This window comes from Streptomyces sp. NPDC087263 (genome assembly GCF_044744645.1).
GTDB lineage: Bacteria > Actinomycetota > Actinomycetes > Streptomycetales > Streptomycetaceae > Streptomyces.
Window position 1 is genome coordinate 1 of the sequence record NZ_JBIUYT010000023.1, and the last position, 23,445, is coordinate 23,445.

General features: G+C 70.3%; 19 protein-coding genes, 1 tRNA gene and 2 pseudogenes. 18 read left to right on the forward strand and 4 right to left on the reverse strand.

Annotated elements, in window-relative coordinates; all coding sequences use genetic code 11:
• From ACIPC1_RS39900 to ACIPC1_RS39980, 17 genes and pseudogenes are all read left to right on the forward strand, one after another.
• Window positions 1-3,836, forward strand: a 3,836-nt coding sequence (locus ACIPC1_RS39900) for an amino acid adenylation domain-containing protein (protein ID WP_402526653.1), incomplete at its 5' end; no start/stop codon positions are given.
• 8 nt (window positions 3,837-3,844) lie between these two features.
• Window positions 3,845-4,414 (forward strand): hypothetical protein, encoded by a 570-nt coding sequence (locus ACIPC1_RS39905; protein ID WP_402526656.1) that lies wholly within the window; start codon window positions 3,845-3,847, stop codon window positions 4,412-4,414.
• Between the two features lie 206 nt (window positions 4,415-4,620).
• Window positions 4,621-5,175, forward strand: coding sequence for a hypothetical protein (locus tag ACIPC1_RS39910; protein WP_402526659.1), 555 nt, complete (start codon window positions 4,621-4,623; stop codon window positions 5,173-5,175).
• Between the two features lie 92 nt (window positions 5,176-5,267).
• Entirely contained in the window at window positions 5,268-6,329 is a 1,062-nt protein-coding gene (locus ACIPC1_RS39915; RefSeq protein WP_402526662.1) for a peptidoglycan-binding protein, read from the forward strand.
• Window positions 6,326-7,090, forward strand: coding sequence for an ABC transporter ATP-binding protein (locus ACIPC1_RS39920; RefSeq protein WP_402526665.1), 765 nt, complete (start codon window positions 6,326-6,328; stop codon window positions 7,088-7,090). Before ACIPC1_RS39915 ends, ACIPC1_RS39920 begins: the two co-directional genes overlap by 4 nt.
• Entirely contained in the window at window positions 7,087-8,289 is a 1,203-nt protein-coding gene (locus ACIPC1_RS39925) for an ABC transporter permease (protein WP_402526668.1), read from the forward strand. Before ACIPC1_RS39920 ends, ACIPC1_RS39925 begins: the two co-directional genes overlap by 4 nt.
• Window positions 8,290-8,544: 255 nt before the next feature.
• Window positions 8,545-9,870, forward strand: a complete 1,326-nt coding sequence (locus ACIPC1_RS39930) for a cation:proton antiporter (RefSeq protein ID WP_402526670.1) — start codon at window positions 8,545-8,547, stop codon at window positions 9,868-9,870.
• Between the two features lie 572 nt (window positions 9,871-10,442).
• Window positions 10,443-12,188 (forward strand): annotated as a pseudogene (locus ACIPC1_RS39935) (ATP-binding protein); the annotation flags it as partial.
• Between the two features lie 644 nt (window positions 12,189-12,832).
• Window positions 12,833-13,267 (forward strand): roadblock/LC7 domain-containing protein, encoded by a 435-nt coding sequence (locus tag ACIPC1_RS39940; protein WP_402526673.1) that lies wholly within the window; start codon window positions 12,833-12,835, stop codon window positions 13,265-13,267.
• A gap of 2 nt (window positions 13,268-13,269) precedes the next feature.
• Window positions 13,270-13,641 (forward strand): DUF742 domain-containing protein, encoded by a 372-nt coding sequence (locus ACIPC1_RS39945; protein ID WP_402526676.1) that lies wholly within the window; start codon window positions 13,270-13,272, stop codon window positions 13,639-13,641.
• Window positions 13,619-14,233, forward strand: coding sequence for a GTP-binding protein (locus ACIPC1_RS39950; protein WP_402526679.1), 615 nt, complete (start codon window positions 13,619-13,621; stop codon window positions 14,231-14,233). The genes ACIPC1_RS39945 and ACIPC1_RS39950 overlap by 23 nt, the downstream gene beginning before the upstream one ends.
• Before the next feature lie 36 nt (window positions 14,234-14,269).
• Window positions 14,270-14,887: a GAF domain-containing protein gene (locus tag ACIPC1_RS39955; RefSeq protein WP_402526682.1), complete on the forward strand. Its 618-nt coding sequence runs from the start codon at window positions 14,270-14,272 to the stop codon at window positions 14,885-14,887.
• Between the two features lie 165 nt (window positions 14,888-15,052).
• A complete protein-coding gene (gene tdh / locus ACIPC1_RS39960) occupies window positions 15,053-16,081 on the forward strand; it encodes an L-threonine 3-dehydrogenase (protein ID WP_384382803.1) in 1,029 nt (342 codons plus the stop codon).
• Window positions 16,082-16,230: 149 nt separating this feature from the next.
• Window positions 16,231-17,424 carry a glycine C-acetyltransferase gene (locus ACIPC1_RS39965; protein ID WP_402526697.1) on the forward strand — a complete coding sequence of 398 codons (1,194 nt, stop codon included), beginning with the start codon at window positions 16,231-16,233 and terminating at the stop codon, window positions 17,422-17,424.
• A 69-nt stretch (window positions 17,425-17,493) separates the two neighbouring features.
• Complete coding sequence (locus tag ACIPC1_RS39970; RefSeq protein WP_402526684.1) at window positions 17,494-18,396, forward strand: LysR family transcriptional regulator; 903 nt, start codon at window positions 17,494-17,496, stop codon at window positions 18,394-18,396.
• A 214-nt stretch (window positions 18,397-18,610) separates the two neighbouring features.
• Window positions 18,611-18,970, forward strand: a complete 360-nt coding sequence (locus ACIPC1_RS39975; RefSeq protein WP_402526686.1) for an MmcQ/YjbR family DNA-binding protein — start codon at window positions 18,611-18,613, stop codon at window positions 18,968-18,970.
• Between the two features lie 108 nt (window positions 18,971-19,078).
• Window positions 19,079-20,458 (forward strand): MFS transporter, encoded by a 1,380-nt coding sequence (locus tag ACIPC1_RS39980; RefSeq protein ID WP_402526689.1) that lies wholly within the window; start codon window positions 19,079-19,081, stop codon window positions 20,456-20,458.
• Between the two features lie 316 nt (window positions 20,459-20,774).
• On the opposite strand, the gene ACIPC1_RS39985 is transcribed toward ACIPC1_RS39980, so the two are convergent.
• Both ACIPC1_RS39985 and ACIPC1_RS39990 read right to left on the reverse strand, forming a co-directional pair.
• Complete coding sequence (locus ACIPC1_RS39985; protein WP_402526692.1) at window positions 20,775-21,686, reverse strand: transketolase family protein; 912 nt, start codon at window positions 21,684-21,686, stop codon at window positions 20,775-20,777.
• A 53-nt stretch (window positions 21,687-21,739) separates the two neighbouring features.
• On the reverse strand, window positions 21,740-22,441 hold the full coding sequence (locus ACIPC1_RS39990; RefSeq protein ID WP_402526695.1) for a transketolase: 702 nt from the start codon (window positions 22,439-22,441) through the stop codon (window positions 21,740-21,742).
• Between the two features lie 150 nt (window positions 22,442-22,591).
• Between ACIPC1_RS39990 and ACIPC1_RS39995 the strand changes: the two genes are divergently transcribed.
• A tRNA-Pro gene (locus ACIPC1_RS39995) sits at window positions 22,592-22,665 on the forward strand.
• Here the strand turns inward: ACIPC1_RS39995 and ACIPC1_RS40000 are convergent.
• Window positions 22,647-23,069, reverse strand: a complete 423-nt coding sequence (locus tag ACIPC1_RS40000; RefSeq protein WP_402526700.1) for a hypothetical protein — start codon at window positions 23,067-23,069, stop codon at window positions 22,647-22,649. The genes ACIPC1_RS39995 and ACIPC1_RS40000 overlap by 19 nt on opposite strands.
• A gap of 28 nt (window positions 23,070-23,097) precedes the next feature.
• Window positions 23,098-23,322: pseudogene (locus ACIPC1_RS40005) on the reverse strand (inositol 2-dehydrogenase); the annotation flags it as partial.
• Window positions 23,323-23,445: the final 123 nt, after the last annotated feature.

The window sequence follows — 23,445 nt, forward strand, 5'->3', positions numbered from 1 at the left end:
GCGACGCGCGGCCGCCGCTGGAGCCGCAGGAGCGGCCCGAGCAGCTGCCGCTGTCGTACGGGCAACAGCGGATGTGGTTCCTCAACCGGCTGGAGGGAGTCGGGGAAGGCGCGGGCTACAACCTGCCGCTGGCGCTGCGGCTCTCCGGCGATCTGGATGTGGCTGCGTTGGAGGCGGCTCTCGGGGATATCGCCGACCGGCACGAGAGCCTGCGCACCGTCTTTCCCGAGACCGACGGCGAGCCCCGGCAGCAGGTGCTGGCCGATGGCGCCGGCCGGCCACCGCTGATGTTCCTGGAGACCACGGAGAACGAACTTCGGGAGGTCCTCGCAGCACACGCCGGTCGTGGTTTCGACCTGAGTGTTGATCTGCCGTGGCGTGTGCGGTTGTTGAGCTTGGGGTCGGCGGAGTTTGTGCTGTTGATCGTGGCGCATCACATTGCGGTGGATGGCTGGTCGATGGGTGTGCTGGGGCGGGAGATCGGGGTGGCGTACGCGGCGCGGCGGGCTGGTCGTGTGCCGGGCTGGGAGCCGTTGCCGGTGCAGTACGCGGACTATGCGCTGTGGCAGCGCGAGGTGTTGGGTGACCTTGACGACCCGGACAGTCTGGTGAGCGGGCAGCTCGGGTTCTGGCGTGAGGCGCTGGACGGTGCGCCGCAGGAGCTGGTACTGCCCACCGACCGGTCCCGGCCGGCGGTTTCCTCCTTCCAGGGTCGTTCCCTGCTGGTGCAGGTGAGCCCGCAGGTCCACGCCCGGCTGGTGGCCCTCGCCCAGCGTGGGCGGGCCAGCATGTTCATGGTCGTACAGGCGGCGCTGGCGCTGTTGTTGTCCCGCATGGGTGCGGGGAAGGACATCCCGATCGGTACGGCCACCGCGGGGCGTGGGGACGCGGCCCTGGAGGGGCTGGCCGGGTTCTTCGTCAACACCCTGGTGCTGCGGACCGATCTGAGCGGTGATCCGAGCTTTGTGGAGCTGCTGGCCCGGGTGCGGGAGACGGATCTGGCGGCATATACGCATCAGGATGTGCCGTTCGAGCGGTTGGTGGAGGACATCAATCCGGCTCGGTCGCTGGGGCGCAATCCGTTGTTCCAGGTGTCGTTGGGGATGCAGAGTGCGCCGCAGGGTGAGGGGCGGTTGTGGGAGTTGCCGGGGTTGGTGGTCCGTCCGTTGGACTCCGGGGCGGAGGCGTCGGCGCGGGTTGACCTGTCGTTGGACCTGGCCGAGCAGCGGGATGGCGCGGGCAATCCGGGCGGGATCGTCGGTGCCTTCCTGTACGCCACCGACCTGTTCGACGAGAGCACGGTGCGGCTTCTCGCGGAGCGCCTGGTGCGGGTGCTGGAGCAGATCGCCTCGGATCCGGCGGCTCGGTTGAACGATGTCGACGTATTCACCCGTGGCGAGCGGGCGCGGGTGCTGGAGAGCCGGAACGACACCTTCCGGCCGGTGCCGGTGGGTTCGCTGGGTGAGTTGTTTGATGCTCAGGTGGGCCGTTCGCCGGATGCGGTGGCGGTGGTTGGTGGGGGTGGTCTGGAGTGGTCGTATGCGGAGTTGATGGAGCGGTCTGATCGGGTGGCGGGTGTGTTGGCCGCGCGGGGTGTGGGGCGTGGTGATCTCGTTGCGGTGGTGCTGGACCGCTCGGCGGAGCTGGTGGCGGTGCTGCTGGGGATCGCCAAGGCCGGTGCGGGATTTGTGCCGGTCGACCCCGCCTATCCGGCGGAGCGGATTGCGTGGATGGTCGAGGACTCCGCGCCCGCGCTCGTCCTGTGCTCCGAAGCGACCCGGGCGTTGGTTCCGGCCGGGGTGAAGCACCTGGTCTGGGACGGAACGCAGACGTCGGGTGCGGCTCCTGCGGTGTCCGTGGGTGCGGACGATGTGGCGTACGTGATCTACACATCCGGTTCGACGGGTCGCCCGAAGGGCGTTGTGGTGACCCACCGGGGCATCGGGAATCTGGCTGCCGCCCAGATCGAACGGTTTGCGGTCGACGATGACTCGCGGGTGTTGCAGTTGGCGTCGCCGAGCTTCGACGCGTCGGTGTGGGAGCTGTTGATGGCGTTGTTGTCGGGTGCGGCGCTGGTGATGGCGGGCGCCGACAGGCTGCCGCCGAACAGGTCGCTCGGTGAGGTGGCGGAGGAGTTCGGCGTCACGCATGTGACGGTATCGCCGTCGGTATTGGCGACGGTGGAGGAGTTGCCGGAGAGTCTTGGCACGATCGTGGTGGCCAGTGAGGCGTGTGCGCCGGGGTTGGTGGAGCGGTGGGCTCCGGGCCGGCGGATGGTCAATGCCTACGGTCCGACCGAGGTGACGGTGTGCGCGACGATGAGCGCGCCTCTGGAGCCGGGCGGGCCGGTACCCATCGGCGGTCCGATCACCAACACCGATGTCTATGTGCTCGACGAGCACCTACGGCCGGTGCCTGAGGGTGTGTTGGGCGAGTTGTATGTGGCGGGCCCTGGGCTGGCGCGTGGCTATCTCGGCCGGCCGGGTCTGACCGGGGAGCGTTTCGTCGCCTGCCCGTTCACCGGCGGCCGGATGTATCGCACCGGCGACCTGGTGAAGTGGACCGCCGACGGTGAACTGGTCTTCGGCGGGCGCGCGGACGAGCAGGTCAAGGTCCGCGGCTTCCGGGTCGAACCCGGTGAGATCGAAGCCGTGCTGACCGGTCACGAGAGTGTCGGCCAGGCGGCGGTGCTGGCGCGGGAGGACCGTGCGGGAGACAAGCGACTCGTCGCCTACGTCGTACCGGAGTGTGAAACGGATACGACCCGGCTGCGGGAGTTCCTCGCAGCCCGCCTGCCGGAGTACATGATCCCGGCTGTGTTCGTCGTGCTGGACGCGTTCCCGGTCACGGTCAACGGCAAGCTGGACCGTTCCGCCCTCCCCGCCCCGGACTTCACCGGTGCGGCGGCGGGTCGTGGCCCGGCGACGCCGACAGAGGAGAGGCTGTGTGTGCTGTTCGCCGACGTACTCGGGCTCGACAAGCTCGGTGCCGAGGTGTCGTTCTTCGAGCTCGGCGGTGACTCGATCCTGGCGATGAAGCTGATCTCCAGGATCCGGTCGGAGCTGGGCACCGAGGTCAGCATCCGTGCGCTGTTCACCGCCCCCACGGTCGCCGCCGTCGCCCAACTCATCGACACCGATGCGGATATCGACGACCCCGGCCTGCTGCTGCCGCTCCGGACCGAAGGCGACCAGCCGCCGCTGTTCTGCATCCACCCGAGCACCGGTCTGGGCCGGTGCTACGTGGATCTCCCGGACCATCTGCCGCCGGACCGGCCGGTCTACGCGCTGCAGGCGCGCGGCTTCGGGACGGACGAGTGGCTGCCGCAGACGGTCGAGGAGATGGCCGCGGACTACGTCGAGCAGATCAGGACCGTGCAGCCGGCCGGGCCCTATCACCTCCTCGGCTGGTCGTTCGGCGGCGCCGTGGCCCATGCGATGGCGGCGCTGCTGCAGCAGCAGGGGGAGACGGTGGACATCCTCGTCAGCGTCGACGGTTACCCCGGCGTCGACGAGGCGGAACCGGTCGGCCTTCCCGCCGCAGGGCAGCGCAGGCAGGTCCGGGTGCTCGACCAGATCCAGCGGGTCAACGCGAACAACATCCGGCTTCTCCAGAACCACACGCCCGGCGTCTTCCGCGGCGACCTGCTGCTCTTCGTCGCCACGGAGGACCGGCCCGCGTCGGCTCCCGCGCAGACGGCTCCGGACAGCTGGGCACCGTATGTCGACGGGCAGGTGGAACCGGTCCTCATCGCCTCCGATCATGACGGGATGCTCACCGGGAAGCCCCTCGAATCGATCGGCCGACTCATTTCCGCACAGCTGCTCAAAAAATAAGGAGAGCTATGGACGAGAAGGAGAACGAGGCCGCGGGGGAGGCTCCCGGGGCGACGCGGCGGCAAGGCAGGATCGGCATCCTGGTTGTTTCGCTCGGAGCCGCCCTGGCGGTCGCCATGGTCGCGGCCGGATTGGGTTTCGCGCTCGGCTCCGACGATTCACCGGAAGGTTCCGGAAGCTCGGCGACGGCGGACAAGAGGGCCAAGAGCATGGCCTTCGTCGAATGCCTCCGGAAGAACGGTGTACCGGACTTTCCCGACCCCGCTGAGAATGGCTCGATTCTGCTCGACCCGAGCGGCGGGATAGACGTCAACAGCGACACGTACAAGAAGGCGGAGAAATCCTGCGAGGACCTTATGCCCGATGGGCGTCGGGTCTCGCCGCCGCCCGGCGGAATGCCTGATCTGACGCAGTATGTCGACTGCATGCGGGAGAACGGCGTGCCCGACTTCCCGGATCCCGAAGGCGGTGGCTTCGCCCCCGAGGAGGCGGGGATCGACGTCGACTCGCCCGAGTTCAAGGCGGCCCACAAGGCCTGCCAGCAGCATCTGCCCGAGGGGGCACCGCAGCCGGCGTAGCCCTGCGGTGTATCTCACCCTGCCCCGGTCGCCCGGACCATCTGTCCGGCCGGCCGGGGTTTTTGTATGTCCAGCCGCAGCGAAACCTCGGCGAAACCGTCGGCTCGGTAGAACAGGGGGTACAGAAATCCGGAAGGAATGGGGACGGTGGCATGGTGGCTATTGCGGAGAACTCGGCGGATCGAATTACCGCACCGAAAAAGAAATTGCGGCCCAGCATCGCATTGGCGGCGGTGTTGACCGGGCTCGCCCTGTTCGTGTCCGCTTGTGGCGACGGCGGCAAAACGGCCAACAGCGTGGCCAGCGTCGGCGCCGGGAACGGCTCGGAGTCCGCTGCGCCGGAGGCCGGCTCGGAGACCGACGGACTGAAGTTCGCGCAGTGCATGCGGGAGAACGGTCTGCCCGAGTTCGAGGACCCCAAGCCCGGCGAGGGCATGGGCGCCGGGATCGACCCGCAGTCGCCGGAGTTCCAGAAGGCCGAAGCGGCTTGCAAGCAGTACATGCCGGCACCGCCCGAGGTGGAGGGCGGCAGCGGTCCTGGCGATGTGTGGCCGACCGAGGACAAGCTCAAGTACGCCAAGTGCATGCGGGAGAACGGCGTTCCGAGCTTCCCGGACCCGGACGAGGACGGCGGCTTCAAGCTTGAGGTCGACCCCAACACGCCGCAGTTCCAGACGGCGGAGAAGGCCTGCGAGAAGTACCAGCCCGAGTCCCTGCGCAACATGGAGCCCAACAAGCCCGCCGCCGGAGGTTCCGAGTGAGTGCCACTCAACTACCGACGGAGGGCGAGGAAGTGAGCACCCTGGAACGGGAGAGCCCGCCGGTGCCACCTGTGAGGCGTAAACGGCGCGGGATGACCGTGCTGATCGTCGTGGGGGTCCTGGTCGCGGCCGGCGCGGGAGTCGCCGTGACCGACCCGTTCAAGGAGGCTCCGAAGGAGTCGACGACGAAGACCGCCGCCCCCACCGGGTTGTCGAAAGTCACCCAGGGCACCCTGTCGGCGCGCACCCTGCAGAACGGCACGCTCGGCTACGCGGGTTCGTACGACGTCGTCAACAACGCCAAGGGCACCATGACCAAGCTGCCCGCCGTGGGCGATGTGATCAGCCAGGGCGAGGTGCTCTACCGCGTGGACGGCAAGCCGGTGGTGCTGCTCCAGGGAGCCGCCGAGCCGGTGTACCGCGATCTGGCCTACGGCGCCGAGGGCGCCGACGTACGGCAGCTCAACGCCGCCCTCGTCACCCTCAAGTACGCCACCAAGGACCAGATCGACCCCGACTCGGACTACTTCAGCAAGCAGACCCTGTACGCCCTCAAGGAGTTGCAGGACGACGTGGGTCTCGACGACTCCGGTGAACTGCCCCTGGGGCAGGCGGTGTTCCTGCCCGTCGAGGAGATCCGGGTCGTCAAGTCCGACGCCGTGCGCGGTGGCCCGGCCGGGCAGGGCCAGAACGTCATGCAGGTCTCCTCGACCAAGCGGCAGGTGGTCGTCGAGCTCAACGCCAGCGAGCAGACCGGGGTGGCGGTCGGCGACAAGGTGACCATCACCCTCCCCGATGGAAAGACGACCCCGGGTGTGGTGTCGTCGGTGGGGAAGGTGGCGAAGCAGGTGGAGGACAAGACCACCATCGAGGTACGGATCAAGCCGCAGGACCCGAAGGCGACCGGCGGGCTCGACCAGGCGCCGGTCCAGGTCGCGATCATCTCCGACACGGTCAAGGGCGTGCTGTCGGTGCCGGTGAACGCGCTGCTGGCGCTCTCCGGCGGCGGCTATGCCGTCGAGGTCGTCCAGGCCGGGGGCGAGCACAAGCTGATCGCGATCCGGACCGGACTCTTCGACGACAGCGAAGGCAAGGTCGAGGTCAGCGGTGCGGGGCTCGCGGTCGGCCAGCAGATCGTGGTGCCCGCCTCATGACCGAAGTGGAGACCGAGACGCGGCCGACCGCCGACCAGCAGACCGGGGAGCCGGTCCTGCAACTGGAGGACGTGACCAAGGTCTATCCGGGCGCGTCCCCGGTCGTGGCGCTGGACGGGGCCGGCTTCACCATCTACCGGGGCGACCTGGTGGCGATCGTGGGTCCGTCGGGCTCCGGCAAGTCGACCCTGTTGCAGATGATGGGCACCCTGGACCGGCCGACCTCCGGGACCGTACGGATCGTCGGCGAGGATGTCGCCACGATGACCGACAAGGCGTTGGCCGGGCTGCGCGCCCTCCACATCGGCTTTGTCTTCCAGCAGTTCTTCCTGGCCGAGCACGCCACCGCACTGGAGAACGTGGCCGACGGGATGCTGTACTCCGGCGTCCGGCGCCAGGAGCGGCTGTCCGCGGCCGTCGCCGCTCTGGACCGGGTCGGCCTCAGCCACCGGATCCACCACCGGCCGCCGCAGTTGTCCGGCGGTGAGCGGCAGCGCGTCGCGATCGCCCGGGCCCTGGTCGGCGACCCGGCGATCGTGCTGGCCGACGAGCCCACCGGCAACCTCGACAGTGTGGCCGGCGCCGCGATCTTCAAGCTGTTCAAGGAACTCAACGCCGAGGGCACCACCATCGTCATGATCACCCACGACCGGGAACTGGCCGCTCGGCTGCCGCGCCGGATCGAGGTCCTCGACGGCCGTATCGTCGCCGACGTCCTCGCCGCGCAGGACCCCCTGAACACCGAAAGGCGGCTGCCATGAGCACCACGGCCACCGCCCCCGGCCGGCTCTACCCGGCCGACCTGGCCAGGACCGCGAGCGTCGGGCTGCGTACCCGGCGTATGCGGGCCGCGCTGTCGGCGCTGGGCATCGCCATCGGTGTCGCCGCGATGGTGGCGGTGCTGGGTCTTTCGGCCTCGTCGCAGGCCGGACTGCTCGCCGAGATCGACAAGTTGGGCACCAATCTGCTGAAGGTCACCCCGGGCCAGTCACTGGGCGGCGGGGACGCGAAACTGCCCATCGAGGCACCGGGCATGATCTCCCGGGTCGGTCCGGTCGAGGCGGTGCAGAGCACCGGCAAGACCGACGCCGAGGCCTACCGCAGCCCGCACATTCCGAGCCTCAACACCAACTCCCTCTCGGTGACCGCCGCCAGCCTGCAACTGCCGGAAGCGGTGCGCACCTCGATGGCCCAGGGCAGATACCTCAACGCCGCCACCGCGGAGCAGCCGGTCGCCGTCCTCGGCTGGGACGCCGCGAGCCGGCTGGGCATTTCGCAGGTTCACCCGAACATCCGCATCTGGGTGGGCGGGCAGTGGTTCTACGTCGCCGGGATCCTCAAGCCCGCGAAGCTCACGCCGGAGATCGACGCGATGGTGCTGGTGGGCTATTCGGCCGCGGAGAAGTACCTGGACTTCGACGGACACCCCTCCACGGTGTACGTACGGTCGGACACCGAACAGGTCAAGGAGGTCCGCAAGGTACTGGCCGCGACGGCCAACCCGCAGAACCCCAACGAGGTCAGCGTGACTCAGCCCTCGGCCGCGCTTGAGGCCCGGGCCGCCGCGCAGTCGGCGCTCGACGGCCTGTTCCTCGGGCTGGGGGCGGTGGCCCTGCTCGTCGGGGGCATCGGCGTCGCCAACACCATGGTCATCTCCGTGCTGGAACGCCGCTCCGAAATCGGACTGCGGCGGGCGCTCGGCGCCACCCGGGGCACCATTCGGATGCAGTTCCTGTCCGAGGCGATTCTGCTCGCCACACTGGGCGGCGCGATCGGGGTGGTGCTGGGCACCCTGGCGACGTTCGCCTACGCCCAGATCAAGGGCTGGGAGGCTGTCGTCCCGATGCTCGCCTGGGCCGGCGGTCTCGGCGCGGCCGTGGCCATCGGAGCCATCGCCGGACTGCTGCCCGCTCTACGGGCGGCCCGGATGCAGCCCACGGAGGCGCTGCGGACGGTCTGACCGAGCTGCCCGGCACCGCGGAATTCCCCCGCCGCGGTGCCGGGCTCTCGGCTGTCCGGGAGCGGGGTGCGGTTGCCACGTGCGTTGCGGCTGCGTCGAGTGGGTCGCTGTTCGTGGGCTTCCACTCAGGCCCCCTTCACGGTCGTCGTGGTGCACGCAAGCGCACCGAAAACCCCTGTCCAGATGTCCAAGTGCACATTTCTGCCTGGCCGTTGGCTCCTCGAAACTGAGGTGAACCAGCCATGCGGAGGGGTCATGCTGATCAGCAGTAGCGCGACGGATGGAACCATCCGGCAGGTACTTGTCGGCCTCGCCGTGGTGGTGCCCGCGGCGTTGTTGTGCGGCCGCATCGCCCAGCGGCTGCGGCAGCCGGCGGTGCTGGGGGAGATAGCCGCGGGACTGATGCTGGGACCGAGCCTGCTGGGTCTGCTCCCCGGAAATCCGACCGCGGCCCTGTTCCCGACCGAGGCCCGGCCCTTTCTGCAGATGCTGGCCCAACTGGGCCTCGTTCTCTTCATGTTCCAGGTGGGCTATCACCTGGACGTCGCTGATCTGCGTGGCCAGGGACGCCACGTGCTGGCGGTCTCGCTCAGCTCCGTTGCCCTGCCGTTCGCGCTGGGCACGGGTCTGGCCTTCGTGCTCGCGCCCTGGACCTTCTCGGAGCAGGAGCGGACCGGGATGCTCGCCCCGGCGCTGTTTCTCGGGGCGGCCATGTCCATCACAGCGTTTCCGGTGCTGGCCCGCATCCTCTCCGACCACGGTCTGTCCCGGGAGCGCATCGGGCAGGTGGCGCTCGCCAGCGCCGCCCTGCAGGACTTGCTGGCGTGGGCCATGCTCGCCGTCGTGGTCGTGGTGGTGAACGCCTCCGGCTCCTGGCCGCTGGCCCGGATGGCCATGCTGTGCGCCCTCTTCGTCCTCTGCATGATGTACGTGGTCCGGCCCGGCCTGCGCTGGCTGCTGGCGCCCGAACGGCCCTGGAACCGGGACAGCACGCTGGTCTACGGGGTGGTCTTCGGCGGACTGCTGCTGTCCGCCTGGGCCACCGACGCGATGGGGCTGCACACGGTGTTCGGCGCCTTCGTCTTCGGCGCCGTCGTACCGCGCCGCCACATCGACGCGTACGCCCCGGAGGTGCCGGCGCGGCTGGAACAGTCGAGCCTGCTGCTGCTTCCGGTGTTCTTCGTCGTCACCGGGCTGTCCGTCGACTTCCGTGGCCTCGGCGGACAGGGCCTGGTCATGCTGCTGGCCGTGCTCGTCGTGGCCTGCGCGGGCAAGTTTGTCGGCGCCGCGGGCGCGGCCTGGCTCACTGGGGCCTCCACCCGGCAGTCCGTCACGCTCGGCGTGCTGCTGAACGCGCGCGGGCTCACCGAGCTCGTCCTGCTCAACGTGGGCCTCGGCCTGGGCGTCATCGACGGCCGGCTCTTCACCGTCATGGTGGCCATGGCCGTGATCACCACGATGATGGCCGGCCCGCTTGTGCAACGCCTTTGGCTGGCGCCCCGGTCTCGCACCGTCGGCCGCGGAGGCGAGCCCGGGGGCGACGCCGCAGCCTCAGCGGAAGACGCCGGCGTGGCCAAGTGAGTACCGCTACCGCCCAGGTCCCCTCGACCCCTTCCCCGCCGACACCGTGCGGCCGCGGACCGCGGACCGCTGACCGACATCCGAGGAGTACCTCGAAGATCGCGGCCAATACACCGGGTGACGTCGCCGCCGGGACCACGGATGGCACCGAAGAGCCGGAAACGGTGTCCGAGGGCTGAAATCCCGATCACCGGGACTGCGTTTTCGATCGACGGCGAGGGCCGGGGAGCACATTGCGCCCCGGCCCTCGCCGTTTGTTGTCGACCGCTTCTGACCAGCTCTGATCGAATCCACGCCCCACGGGAACACGCGTCCGAGAGTGTTATCGGTCTGTCGTACGAGGGCTCATACCAGAGCGGGACCCTGCCCGTCTGACTTTGTCAACTGCCCACCGCACATGAAGCGTTGCCGACTACTGTCAGTTGCCGTCGGGCGACGAGGGGCCGAATTCTTCGGCTCTTCTCGACCGGCACCGCGATGACGCCCGACCGAGTCGAGCAGACCCGCGGGAGCCCCAGGGGATGTCCGACCCGTCAGTCCCCTACCCCCGACGTACCAGTACAAGGACGCCGATGTCTCAGCTTCGCGCACCGGCCGCACGCGCAGACCGCCGTGAGGGCGGACGGCACGGACGGCCGGTCGCCCACACAGCCCCCTCGCTGCCCGAGACCCACCTACGGCCCCAACTGCTGCGCCTGGCGGTGCTGCCGCCGACAGCGGTGGCTCTCAGCGCGACCGCGGCCGTGCTGTTCACCGTCCGCTCCACCGGCGCACGGCCCGGCCTCACGCTGTGGGCCGTGCTCGCGGGAGCGCTGGGCGTGGCGCTCGCGGGCATCGTGATAGCCGCCGTGGCCGCCGACCGCGCCGCCACGTCCGTACGGGACCGGATAGGTGCCCTGCGCCGCACCAGCGCCCGCACCGAGGGCGACCTGCGCGCCCTCGTCGAGGGGCTGCGCCGCGGCGAGAGTCCGCCCGCCCGCAAGGCGCGCCGCCAGCCGCCCGCGGACGCGGACGACTTCGAGCTGCTCGCTGCCGACCTCTCCCGCGCCCACGACGGCGCCATCACGGCCGTCGTACAGGCCGCGCAGCTCTCCAGTCATGCGGGCAGCGAGCAGAAGGTCGAGGTCTTCGTCAATCTGGCCCGGCGGCTCCAGTCCCTCGTGCACCGCGAGATCTCGATCCTCGACGAGCTCGAGAACGAGATCGAGGACCCGGATCTGCTCAAGGGCCTTTTCCACATCGACCACCTCGCCACCCGCATCCGACGGCACGCCGAGAACCTCGCCGTGCTCGGCGGCGCCGTCTCGCGCCGTCAGTGGAGCAACCCCGTCTCCATGACCGAGGTACTGCGGTCCGCGATCGCCGAGGTCGAGCAGTACTCGCGGGTCAAACTGGTGCCTCCGATCGACGGCACACTGCGCGGACACGCCGTCGCCGACGTCGTCCATCTGCTGGCCGAACTCGTCGAGAACGCCACGGTGTTCTCGGCCCCGCACACGCAAGTGCTGCTGCGCGTCAACCTCGTGACCTCCGGACTCGCCGTCGAGGTCGAGGACCGGGGCCTCGGCATGCCGCTGGGCGAACAGAACAAGATGAACACCCTGCTCGCCGACCCCGATCAGGTCAATGTCGCCAGCCTGCTTCAGGACGGCCGCATCGGCTTGTTCGTCGTCTCCCAGATCGCGCGCCGGCACGGCATCCACGTACGGCTACAGACCAATATCTACGGCGGTGTCCAAGCCGTACTCGTCGTGCCGCAGGCACTGTTGGGGACGGCGCAGGGCGACCCCGGAGGTGTGACGCGGGGGCAGCCCCAGCAGGCGGCGGGGCACCGGCGCCCGTCGGCGGGTCCGGGGGGCGTGCAGGCGGCCCCGGCCTCCGCGCCGCCCGGGAGCGGGGCGGGTTCCCCCATGCCTCGGCAGACGCAGCGGGACCAGGCGCCGCAGGGTGCGATGACCTTGGGGCGCGGTGGTCCGGCGCCGCTGCCCATGCGCGGAACCCGCGTGGCGCGGCCCAACCCGGCCGAGGCCGTGCCCGGCATCCGTCCCGACGACGGGCACGTGGTGACGGACAACGCGGCGCTGCCGCCGACAGCGCGGGGCGGCGCGGTCCGCGGCACCATGGGCAAGCCCCAACTGCCCACGAGGCGCGCTCAGGAACACATCGCCCCCCAGTTGCGCGACGGGCCCGCACCCCGCCGGGAGACGGAGTACGTCGCCGGTCACGACCCCGGCCTCATGGCGGCGTTCCAGCGCGGGATCGGGCTCGCGGAGGCGGCGCAGGTGGAATCGGCGCGCGTGGAGCCCTCGGATGCGGAGGCTTGGCCTCCGGGCAGCTCTTCCACGCTGCCGCCGCTGGAGGTTGTTCGGGTGGACGCGCCGGTCGTGGGCGTGGCCCATATGGGGCATGCCCACGTGAGTCACGCCCACGCGGACGCTCCTGGGGACTCCCGCAGGGAGCAACCGCACGTGGAGCAACGACACGTGGATGCCTCGCACATGGAGCGATCACATATGGAGCGATCACATGTGGATGAGCTGCATGTGGATGAGCTGCATATGGATGAGCGGCACGTGGATGGGGTGGCCCGAGTCGACGGGGTGACGTCCGCGGGCGTCGCCTCCCTGGGCGTACGGCCGATGGATGTACGCCCGGCCGACGCGCCGCAGTCGGGTAGACCGCAGGCGGGCGGGCCGCAGGCCTGCGGCCCGCAGACGGACGGGCCGCCCGGAGTGCCCAGCGATGCGGCGCACATAGCCGAGGTGCACACGGCCCATGCGCCCGCGCCGCACGAGGTGCAGGGGGCGCGCGACGCCGCGCCCGCGCCTGCGCCCGGACAGGGATTCACCACCCGGCACGACGGGAGCGCACCGGCCGGATGACCAGTGGCTTCTCCACCCCCACCAGCACCTCCACCCCCTCCGCTCTCACAGACCTGCGTACCTCAAGGAGTCGATCCACCATGGCGAGCGATGCGCCGACCGGCCATGTATCCGATCTCGACTGGCTGATGAGCGGCCTCGTGCAGCGCGTGCCGCACACCACGAGCGCGGTGCTCCTGTCCAGCGACGGACTCGTGAAGTCGGTCCACGGCCTCGACACGGACAGCGCCGACCACATGGCCGCGCTGGCCTCCGGCCTCTACTCCCTGGGCCGCAGCGCGGGCATCCGCTTCGGCGACGGCGGCGACGTACGCCAGGTCGTCGTCGAACTCGACTCGACCCTGCTGTTCGTCTCCACGGCCGGCTCCGGCACCTGTCTCGCCGTACTCGCCGGGCGTGAGGCCGATGCGGCGGTGCTCGGCTACGAGATGGCGATGCTGGTCAAGAGCGTCCGGCCGTATCTGATGACCGCACCCCGGCAGCCCGCGGCCGAACCCTCGGCGATGAGGCCTTGAGCGTGGCCGCGGCCGGCGACGGGCCCTGGCTCGACGACGCGGCCGGCCGGCTGGTGCGCCCTTACACGGTCAGCAACGGCCGGACCCGGCCCACCACCGCGCTCGACCTCCTGTCGCAGGTGATGGGCACCGGCGCCACTCCCCTCGGCTACCTCGGGCCCGAGCACACCCAGGCACTCGAACTGTGCCGGGTCCCCGTCTCGGTCGCGGAGATCGCCGCACACCTGAAGCTGCCGGCGGCGGTCACCAAGGTGCTGCTGTCCGACCTCGTCGACTGCGGGGCGCTGACGACGAAGCCTCCCGTGTTCGACCACAACCCCACTGACCAGTCTCTTCTGGAGGCAGTGCTCGATGGACTACGACGACAGCTCTGACCCCTTCCCCACCGCGCTGAAGATCCTGGTGGCGGGAGGGTTCGGGGTAGGCAAGACGACCTTCGTCGGCGCGGTGAGCGAGATCGCGCCGCTCAGTACGGAGGAGCTGCTCACCACGGTCAGTGCCGCCACCGACAGTCTCGACGGCGTCGAGAACAAGGTGGAGACGACCGTGGCGATGGACTTCGGCCGGATCACTCTCGATCCGGAACACGTGCTGTATCTGTTCGGGACGCCCGGGCAGGAGCGGTTCTGGTTCATGTGGGACGAGCTCTCCGAGGGGGCGCTCGGCGCGGTGATCCTCGCCGACACACGCCGTCTGGAGGACTGCTTCGCGGCCGTCGACTTCTTCGAACAGCGCGGTCTCGGCTTCATCGTCGCGGTCAACGAGTTCGACGGCTCCCACCGCTACGACCCGGAGGAGGTGCGCGCGGCCATCGACCTCGACCCCGAGATCCCCATTGTGCGCTGCGACGCCCGGATCTCCAGCTCGGGCGTGCAGACCCTGCTCGTCCTGGTGCGGCATCTCCTCGCACACGCGCCGGCACACTCACCGAGTACGGAGCCCACACATGACGCACGTATCAAGTAGTGGTGGAGCCCATGCCCCAAGGCGTGGAGCCCGTATATGAGTGACGAGCCCCGGCGTCCTGCCGGGCGTCTGCTGTTGACCCCGGAGGACAAGGATGCCCCCGCCCGGGTGCGGCGGCTGCGCCGACTGGGTCTGGGGGAGCGTCCGGAGCCCGCCTTCGACGCCTTCGCGGACAGGCTCGCCGAGCTCGCCGCCGTGCCGTACTCGATGGTCAACTTCATCGACGAGAACCGGCAGTTCTTCGCGGGACTGCACACCCCGGACGGCAGTGGCCCGGGTATCGGCGGCTCGGGTGACCGGCTGATCGCGGTCGCCACCGCGGCGGACGGCTCAGGACTCCGCGTGGGCCGCTGTCTGACGCGCGACTATGGCTTCTGCCCCCATGTGGTGGTCCGACGTAAGGCGTTGGTCCTGGAGGACGTCTGCGACTACCCCCGGTTCGCCGGGAACCCCGTCGTCGACGAGATCGGTGTCCGTTCCTACCTCGGCGCCCCGTTGATCGACCACACGGGTATCGCCCTCGGCACGGTCTGCGCCGTCGACACCGAGCCGCGCCCCTGGGGGAGAGCGGGGCTGGAGATCATCAAGTCGATGGCTGCGGAGCTGGTCCAGCAGATCGAGCTCCGGGAGAGCGGCCGGCTACTGGAGGAGTGAGGCGCGGGGCGGCGTGAAGCGGAGCTGTGGCCGCGCTTAAGAAATCCTCGATGGACCAGGGAGCCGTCGTACGGCAGATTTCTAGGGGATTTCACCCCTCTCCCCGGCACGGGTCGGCCGTTTCGGCGTGCCCTGCTCCGGGACCTCACCCACAGGAGCCGTTGAGTGAAGGCGCTGGTCAAGGAGAAGGCGGAGCCCGGGCTCTGGCTCGTGGACGTTCCGGAGCCGCAGGCCGGCCCCGGCGACGTACTGATCAAGGTCCTCAGGACGGGGATCTGCGGTACCGATCTGCACATCCGGTCCTGGGACGGCTGGGCGCAACAGGCCATCCGGACGCCGCTGGTGCTCGGGCACGAGTTCGTCGGCGAGGTGGTCGGGACCGGTCGAGACGTCGCCGACATCAAGGTCGGTGACCGGGTCAGCGGCGAGGGCCACCTGGTGTGCGGCAAGTGCCGCAACTGTCTGGCCGGGCGACGGCACCTCTGCCGCGCCACGGTCGGCCTGGGCGTCGGCCGCGACGGCGCGTTCGCCGAGTACGTGGTGCTGCCCGCCGCCAATGTGTGGGTGCACCGTGTCCCCGTCGACCTCGACATCGCCGCGATCTTCGACCCGTTCGGCAACGCCGTGCACACGGCTCTCTCCTTCCCGCTGGTCGGCGAGGACGTACTGATCACCGGCGCCGGACCCATCGGCCTGATGGCCGCCGCGGTGGCCCGGCACGCCGGTGCCCGCAACGTCGTCGTCACCGATGTCAGCGAGGAGCGCCTTGAGCTCGCCCGCAAGATCGGCGCGAGCCTCGCCCTCAACGTCTCGGACGCGACCATCGCCGACGGCCAGCGCAAGCTGGGGCTGCGCGAGGGCTTCGACATCGGCCTGGAGATGTCGGGGCGTCCGGAGGCGATGCGCGACATGATCGCCAACATGACGCACGGCGGCCGGATCGCGATGCTCGGCCTGCCCGCCGAGGAGTTCCCGGTCGACTGGTCCCGGATCGTCACCTCCATGATCACGATCAAGGGCATCTACGGCCGCGAGATGTTCGAGACCTGGTACGCGATGTCGGTCCTCCTCGAAGGCGGCCTCGACCTCGCGCCGGTGATCACTGGCCGGTACGGCCACCGCGACCACGAGGCGGCCTTCGCCGACGCGGCGAGCGGCCGCGGCGGCAAGGTCATCCTCGACTGGACCCTCTGAAGGCTTTGACCCGCCGAAGGCTTCAAGAAACCGTGGTTTGAAGAAACCAAGGCTTCAAAGGAGCCGAGGCCTCAAGGAACTCAGGATTCAACGAACTCCGGATTCAACGAACTCAGGATTCAAGGAACGAAGGCTTTAAGGAACTGATGATGTTCGATTCCGTACGCGACGATCTGCGCACCACCCTCGACGAGATCCGCGCCGCCGGTCTCCACAAGCCCGAGCGCGTCATCGGCACCCCGCAGTCGGCGACCGTGAGCGTCACCGCGGGCGGGCGCCCCGGCGCGGTCCTCAACTTCTGTGCCAACAACTACCTCGGCCTCGCCGACCACCCCGAGGTCGTCGCCGCCGCCCACGCGGCCCTCGACCGCTGGGGCTACGGCATGGCGTCCGTGCGCTTCATCTGCGGTACGCAGGAGGTGCACAAGGAACTGGAGCAGCGGCTGTCCGCGTTCCTCGGGCAGGAGGACACGATCCTCTACTCCTCCTGCTTCGACGCCAACGGCGGCGTCTTCGAGACCCTCCTCGGCGCCGAGGACGCGGTCATCTCCGACGCCCTCAACCACGCCTCCATCATCGACGGAATCCGCCTCTCCAAGGCACGCCGCTTCCGGTACGCCAACCGTGATCTGGCCGACCTGGAGCAGCAGTTGAAGGAGGCGAGCGGCGCCCGGCGCAGGCTGATCGTCACGGACGGCGTGTTCTCCATGGACGGGTACGTGGCTCCGCTGCGCGAGATCTGCGACCTCGCCGACCGCTACGACGCCATGGTCATGGTCGACGACTCGCACGCCGTCGGCTTCGTCGGCCCCGGCGGCCGCGGCACCCCCGAACTGCACGGCGTCATGGACCGCGTCGACATCATCACCGGCACGCTCGGCAAGGCGCTCGGCGGTGCCTCCGGCGGTTACGTCGCCGCCCGCGCCGAGATCGTCGCGCTGCTGCGCCAGCGTTCGCGCCCGTACCTTTTCTCGAACACGCTCGCCCCGGTGATTGCCGCCGCCTCCCTCAAGGTGCTCGACCTGCTGGAGTCGGCGGACGACCTGCGGGTCCGGCTCGCGGAGAACACCGCGCTGTTCCGCCGCCGGATGACCGAGGAAGGCTTCGACATCCTCCCCGGCGACCACGCGATCGCCCCGGTCATGATCGGCGACGCGGCGAGGGCGGGACGCCTGGCGGAGCTCCTCCTGGAGCGCGGTGTGTACGTCATCGGCTTCTCGTTCCCGGTCGTGCCGCAGGGCCAGGCGCGTATCCGAGTGCAACTGTCCGCCGGGCACTCGACGGCGGACGTGAACCGGGCGGTGGACGCGTTCGTGGCCGCCCGCGCGGAGCTGGACGCCTGAGCGAGAGGCTTTCCGGCTCGCCCGGCCTCAGAGGCATTCCGGTTTGTCCGACCTGAGAGAATCGGTCGCATGATCGAAGCGCGGCGGCTCCACATCCTTCGTGCGGTGGCCGACCACCGCACGGTGACGGCGGCAGCCGCCGCGCTCCATCTCACGCCCTCGGCCGTCTCCCAACAGCTGACCGCCCTGGAGCAGGAGACGGGCCACCGCCTGGTGGAACGCGGGGCGAAAGGCGTACGGCTGACTCCGGCCGGTGAGATCCTGCTCAACCACACCAACACGGTCCTCGCCCAGCTGGAGCGGGCGGAGGCGGAGCTCGCCGCTTACAGCTCGGGCGCCGCCGGCACGGTCACGGTCGCTTCGTTCGCCACCGGCATCGCCCTGGTCGTCGCACCCGCGGTGGCCCGCCTCGCCGCGTCGGCGCCCGGCATCCGTATCCGCGTTCAGGACGCCGAAGGCGACGCCAGCCTGCCGATGGTCCTCGACCGGCAGGTCGATGTCGCGGTCGCCGTCGAGTACCGCGGGGCCCCGCGGGCCGACGACCCCCGCCTGACCCACGTACCCCTGTACGCCGAGCCCTTCGACGCGGTGGTCCCGGTCGGCCATCGCCTCGCCGACGTGGACGAGGTGCCGCTCGCCGAGCTGGCCAAGGACACGTGGATCGGCCCGTACCCCGGAAATCCGTGCCACGAGGTGGTGGTCCTGGCCTGCGAGAGCGCCGGCTTCCAGCCCCGCCTCGAACACTCCTCGGACGACTTCCGCGCGGTGGTCGCCCTGGCCTCGGCCGACGCGGGCGTGGCTCTCGTACCGCGCTCGGCGCTGATCGGCATGGATCTCACCGGCGTGGTCGTCCGCCCGGTCGACGGGGTGGCGCCGACGCGCCGGGTCTTCGCGGCCGTACGGCGGGGAGCGGAGGGGCATCCGCTGATCCGGCCGGTACTGGATGCGCTCGGGGTGGCCGCGGAGGGGTAGCGCGGGCCGTTGCTGTGGGAGCTGCCCGCCTCACCGAGCTGCCGCTCCTGGAGGATGCGTCGGCTTCGCGGCGCGGGCCGGACCTGCGCCTGTGGAGTCTCGACCTGGGGGGTTCGGTGTGGTCAGGGCGTCCTCGGCCGCTGTCCGCCGCGTGAGTGGAAGGCGGGACGGTGGCCCGGCGCGATTGTCGGTGCCATTGGTTACGGTGCCTCTCATGCCGGATGCCGAAGACGTACGCCGTATCGCCCTCTCCCTGCCGGACACGACGGAGAAGGTCGCCTGGAGCATGCCCACGTTCCGGGTCGCGGGAAAGATGTTCGCCACACTGCCCGAGGCCGAGACCTCCATCGCCGTGCGCTGCCCGAAGGAGGAGCGGGACGAGCTTGCCAGGGCCGAGCCCACGAAGTTCTGGATCGCCGACCACGAGGCGGGCTTCGCCTGGGTCCGCGTCCGTCTCGCGGCCCTGGAGGACGACGGCGAACTCCGCGACATCCTCGCCGACTCCTGGCGCCAGGCGGCCCCGACCCGACTGCTCGAGTCCTACCCGGAGTTGGGCCTGCCGTCCGTCGACTGAGACTGCCGAGGCGTTGTCAGTGCGCCGTGGCATGATCCGAAGGCAGGAGTGGGACGGGGGCTCCGTGGGGGAGTTGTAGGGGATCGGTCGGCGGGGAGGGGGAGCAGGATGGGCGGGGAAGCACCGGCCGGGCAGGTCACGGCGCGGAGCGAGGCCTCCGGCCGTGGACCGGGCGAGGCCCGTGGCCGTCGCGACCCTGCCGCCGAGCGGGACCCACGGCCTGTCTGGTCAAGGGACTTCGCGCTGTTCTTCGTCGCGCGAGCCCTCGCCCGGCTCGGGGACACCATCCTGCCGGTGGCACTGGCCGCGGGACTGCTGCAGTACGGGTACGGGGTGGGCGCGGTCGGCCTGGCGATGGCCGCGTCGGCCGCCCCCTTCGCCGGGCTGGTCATCTTCGGCGGGGTCATCGCCGACCGGTTCAGCACGCGCAAGCTGATGATCGGCGCCGACCTGGTCCGACTGGTCACCCAGGCCCTCACGGCCGGGCTCTTCTTCGCCGGCCACGTGGTCCTCTGGCAGATCTGTCTGATCGGCGCGGTCAACGGCGTGGCGGGCGCGGTCTTCCAGCCCGGCGTCGCCAGTACGGTGCCGCGCCTCGCCACCGACGTACAGGGGGCCAACGGCGCGATACGGATCGCCGAGTCGGCCGCTCAGCTCGCGGGCCCCGCCCTTGCGGGCCTGTTGGTCGCGTTCGCGTCGGCCGGAGCGGTCTTCGCGGCCCACGCCGGCACCTACGCACTCAGCGCCCTGTGCCTGCTGATGCTCCGGTTGCCACCGGCCGCACCTGGAAGCCACGTTCGCCACGGCAGTACCTTCCGGGCCGAACTCGCCGAGGGCTGGCGGGAGTTCAGGGCCCGGACCTGGCTCTGGGGAGTCATCGCCGTCTGGTGCGTGTACATGATCTTCTGTTGGGGTCCGACGGTCCCCCTGGTGGCGACGGAGGTGGTCAAGGAGTACGGCCCGCGCGCCTACGGCCTGGTCAACTCGGCCCTCGGCGCCGGCACCGTCATAGGCGGACTGATCGCGCTGCGACTGCGCCCCCGCCGCATGCTGCGGGTCGGTTCGATCGCCCTCTTCGCGTTCGCCTGTTTCCCGGCGTCCGTCGGAGCGGGGCTCGGCGTCGCGGCCATGTCGGCGGGAGCGGTGATAGCGGGAGCGGGCCTGTCCGTGTGGGGAGTGATGTGGGCGACCAGCGTGCAGACGCAGGTCGCGCCGGACGTCCTCAACCGCATCCACGCGTACGACGTCGCGGGCTCCCTGGCGATGATGCCCGTCGGGCAGGCCCTGGCGGGGCCGGCCGCGACGGTCCTCGGCGCGGACAACGTCCTCCTCGTCGCCGGCGTCATGACCCTTGTCGCCGCGACGGCCCTGCTGTCGGTGCCCGCGATACGTGACCTGGTACGCGTCGACACCTCGGCTTCCGCTCGTGCGGCGGGACTGCGCGCGACCGGGGCGATACCGGAACCGGCGCGAGGGGATCAGCGCTGAGGCGTGCGCTGACAGGGGTGGGGGGCGCCGGGTCAGGTGCGCGTGCGGGCTGCGGGGGTGGGTGGTGGTCGTACGCGGATGCTTGTCCTCGGGGTGCCATTGGCCTCACATGGATGACGCACGCTCTTGGGGCACGTCGTTGGCTTCATGTGTTTGGCCTCGGGGTGCGGCGGGCCCTCGGGGCGCCGCACGCAGACGCCGCGGGGGTGCCGGGCCTTACGTAGACGCCCCCGGGTGCGGCCTCCTGCGCACGCCCTCCATGGTGCCCCGGCCCCAGGGGACGCCCCGTCGCCCCGTCGCCCCGGTGTCCTCGGGTTCAGACGCTGACGCCGGCCCGCAGGAAGCTGCCGATCCGCTCGCGCAGCGACCTCGCGTCGAGACCGTGTGCGGTCAGGTGCTCGTCGACGCGGCCGTAGCGGCGCAGCTCACGGCGGCCCACGCCGAGACCGAGGACGCGGTGCCGCACGTCGGCGAGTGCGCCGGACGCGGCGGCTGTGGACGTGTCGGCCAGGTACGGCTCGACGAGGACGACATCGGTGCCCGCCGCCTCAGTCGCCCGGCGCAGCGCGGCCCCGTCGAAGGGGCGGACAGTCGTCGCGTACAGGACGGTGACGTCGAGCCCTTCCGTGGCGGCGAGCGTGGCGTCGAGCATCGGGCCGACGGCGACAACCACCCCGACGTGCCCTTCGCGGACGGTGACGAAGCGCGCCCCGTCGACCGGAAGCCCCTCCGCGTTGGCCTGCACGGACAGGCGCACGTACACCTTGTCGTCCCCGGCGGCGACCGCGTGGCGCAGCAGCGTCTCGGCCTCGTCCGGATGCCCCGGCACATGCACGGTCCAGCCGTCGAGGGTGTCGAGCAGGGCCACGTCGCCGGGCGACATGTGGGTGTAGCCGCCCGCGGGCCAGTCGAAGGACGCGGACGCGCTGACCAGCACGGCGCCCGCGCCCTGATGCCCGAGGTCGAGCTTGACCTGCTCGAAGGGCCGCTCGACGAGGAAACTGGCGAAGGTGTGCACCACGGGCCGCAGCCCGGTCAGCGCCAGGCCCGCGGCCGCCCCGACGAGGAGCTGTTCGCGAATGCCGACGTTGATCACCCGCTCAGGGTGCCTGTGCCGAGCCGCCTCGAAGCCGTCCCTGCCGATCTCGGCGAGGACGACGGCGATACGTGGATCCTCGTCGAGCAACTGGGAGACGACCGGGGCGAAACGGTCACGCATGGTGTCCATGGGATCTGGTGTCCTTTCAGGGTGCTTGCGGGGAGACCGGGCCACAGCCCGCCTCAGGCGTTCTTCGGCTCGACCTGGGCGACGACCACCCGGGGGCGGCCTGGATGAGGGGCGGTGAAGGCGTCGTACAGCGCCTCGTGGTCACGGCCGTCGACGGTCGTCGCGGACCAGCCGGCCGCCACGAACCGTGCGGCGATTCCGCCGGGCCGGGCGTGACTGGCGGAGGAGTTGTCGATCACGACCGTGTGCAGCCGTTCCAGACCGGCCGGCCCGGCGTAGGCGATCGCTTCGTGGTTGCTGCCTTCGTCCAGTTCCGCGTCGCCGGTCAGCACCCATACGCGTGGCTCGTCGAGTCCTTGCGCCCGCAGCCCCAGCGCCATGCCGACGGCGATCGGCAGTCCGTGCCCCAGCGACCCGCTGCCGATCTCGGCACCCGGGACCAGCAGCCGGTCCGGGTGGTGCCCGAGGGGTGAGTCGTAGGAACCGAACCCGGGCAGCCATGCGACGGGCAGGAAGCCCCTGGCCGCCAGCACCGCGTAGTACGCCATCGGCCCGTGCCCCTTGGACAACAGGAACCGGTCCCGCTCCGGATCATCCATCCGCTCGGGCCCCACCCGCAGTACCCGGTCGTACAGCACCCACAGCGCGTCCAAGGTGGACGTAGCCGCCGGTCCGTGCTTCTCATCGCCGGTCATCAGCCCCATCAACCGGGGCAGGTCGCCGTACGCGTAACCCTGTTCCGCTGTGCTCGTCATACGGAACACCCTGCAACCTCAACCAAACTTCAGGTCAACCTGCCTCCGAGCCTCCGTCGGGCCCTGGAAACGAGGGCGCGATCACGAGCACGAGTGCGGTATTGTTTCGATGCGCGTTCGGACAGGGGAAACCCCAGGTCAGGCGGGCATCGGGACGTGGCGCAGCTTGGTAGCGCACTTGACTGGGGGTCAAGGGGTCGCAGGTTCAAATCCTGTCGTCCCGACTTTTGAAGTTGCAGGTCAGAGGCCGTTTTCTCAGCGATGGGAAGGCGGTCTTTGTCGTGTCTGCGGGGGGCAGGCCGGTTAGGGGGCCGGTTCGCGGTGGTGTAGGAGCCGGGCGGGGTGGGGCGGGGGAGCGGAGCCGGTTGAGGGCTTCGCGCAGGCGTTGGATGTGGTCACGTGGTGATCGCAGTCGTTTCAGCCCGGCCTGCTGGTCGGCTTTGCGCTCGGCCCGTGTGAGGGTCTGTTGGATGGTGTCGACGGCTTCGCGGGCGGCTTGTTGGGTGGGGTGGCTGTAGAGGTTCGCCGTGGTCGACACGGTGGAGTGGCGCAGGGTCTTGGAGACGACCGTGAGGGGGACGCCGATGGTGAGGGTGGCGGCCAGATGCCGTAGGTCGTGAACGGTCACCCAGGGGACGTCGGCTTCTGCGGACAGTTGCCGGAGCCAGGCCGACCGCGGGCGGGTCGGGGAGCCGGACCAGCCCCTCTTCGCCTACCGCCTCGCACTGGATGTCGTAGCCGTACTGGCAGTTGACGAAGACCTCCAGGTCGATGCGGACGCCCTTGGCGGTCTCGAAGAGCATGATCTGCGGGTCCTTGAGGTGGGCGAACCGCTTGCTCGTGGCGCGCGGGGTGACCACCTGGGTGGAGATGATCTCGTCGTGGGGGGGGGGGGGGGGGCGGCCCCCCCCCCCCCCCCCCCCCCCCCCCCCCCCGCCGCCGCCCCCCCCCCCCCCCCCCCCACCCCCCCCCCCCCCCCCCCGCCAACCCCCCCCCCCCCCCCC

Coding starts and splice junctions, on each gene's coding strand:
- ACIPC1_RS39905 (WP_402526656.1), top strand. CDS start 3,845: ATGGACGAGAAGGAGAACGAGGCCGCGGGGGAGGCTCCCGGGGCGACG.
- ACIPC1_RS39915 (WP_402526662.1), top strand. CDS start 5,268: ATGACCGTGCTGATCGTCGTGGGGGTCCTGGTCGCGGCCGGCGCGGGA.
- ACIPC1_RS39920 (WP_402526665.1), top strand. CDS start 6,326: ATGACCGAAGTGGAGACCGAGACGCGGCCGACCGCCGACCAGCAGACC.
- ACIPC1_RS39925 (WP_402526668.1), top strand. CDS start 7,087: ATGAGCACCACGGCCACCGCCCCCGGCCGGCTCTACCCGGCCGACCTG.
- ACIPC1_RS39930 (WP_402526670.1), top strand. CDS start 8,545: ATGCTGATCAGCAGTAGCGCGACGGATGGAACCATCCGGCAGGTACTT.
- ACIPC1_RS39940 (WP_402526673.1), top strand. CDS start 12,833: ATGGCGAGCGATGCGCCGACCGGCCATGTATCCGATCTCGACTGGCTG.
- ACIPC1_RS39950 (WP_402526679.1), top strand. CDS start 13,619: ATGGACTACGACGACAGCTCTGACCCCTTCCCCACCGCGCTGAAGATC.
- ACIPC1_RS39955 (WP_402526682.1), top strand. CDS start 14,270: ATGAGTGACGAGCCCCGGCGTCCTGCCGGGCGTCTGCTGTTGACCCCG.
- ACIPC1_RS39965 (WP_402526697.1), top strand. CDS start 16,231: ATGTTCGATTCCGTACGCGACGATCTGCGCACCACCCTCGACGAGATC.
- ACIPC1_RS39970 (WP_402526684.1), top strand. CDS start 17,494: ATGATCGAAGCGCGGCGGCTCCACATCCTTCGTGCGGTGGCCGACCAC.
- ACIPC1_RS39975 (WP_402526686.1), top strand. CDS start 18,611: ATGCCGGATGCCGAAGACGTACGCCGTATCGCCCTCTCCCTGCCGGAC.
- ACIPC1_RS39980 (WP_402526689.1), top strand. CDS start 19,079: ATGGGCGGGGAAGCACCGGCCGGGCAGGTCACGGCGCGGAGCGAGGCC.
- ACIPC1_RS39985 (WP_402526692.1), bottom strand. CDS start 21,686: ATGGACACCATGCGTGACCGTTTCGCCCCGGTCGTCTCCCAGTTGCTC.
- ACIPC1_RS39990 (WP_402526695.1), bottom strand. CDS start 22,441: ATGACGAGCACAGCGGAACAGGGTTACGCGTACGGCGACCTGCCCCGG.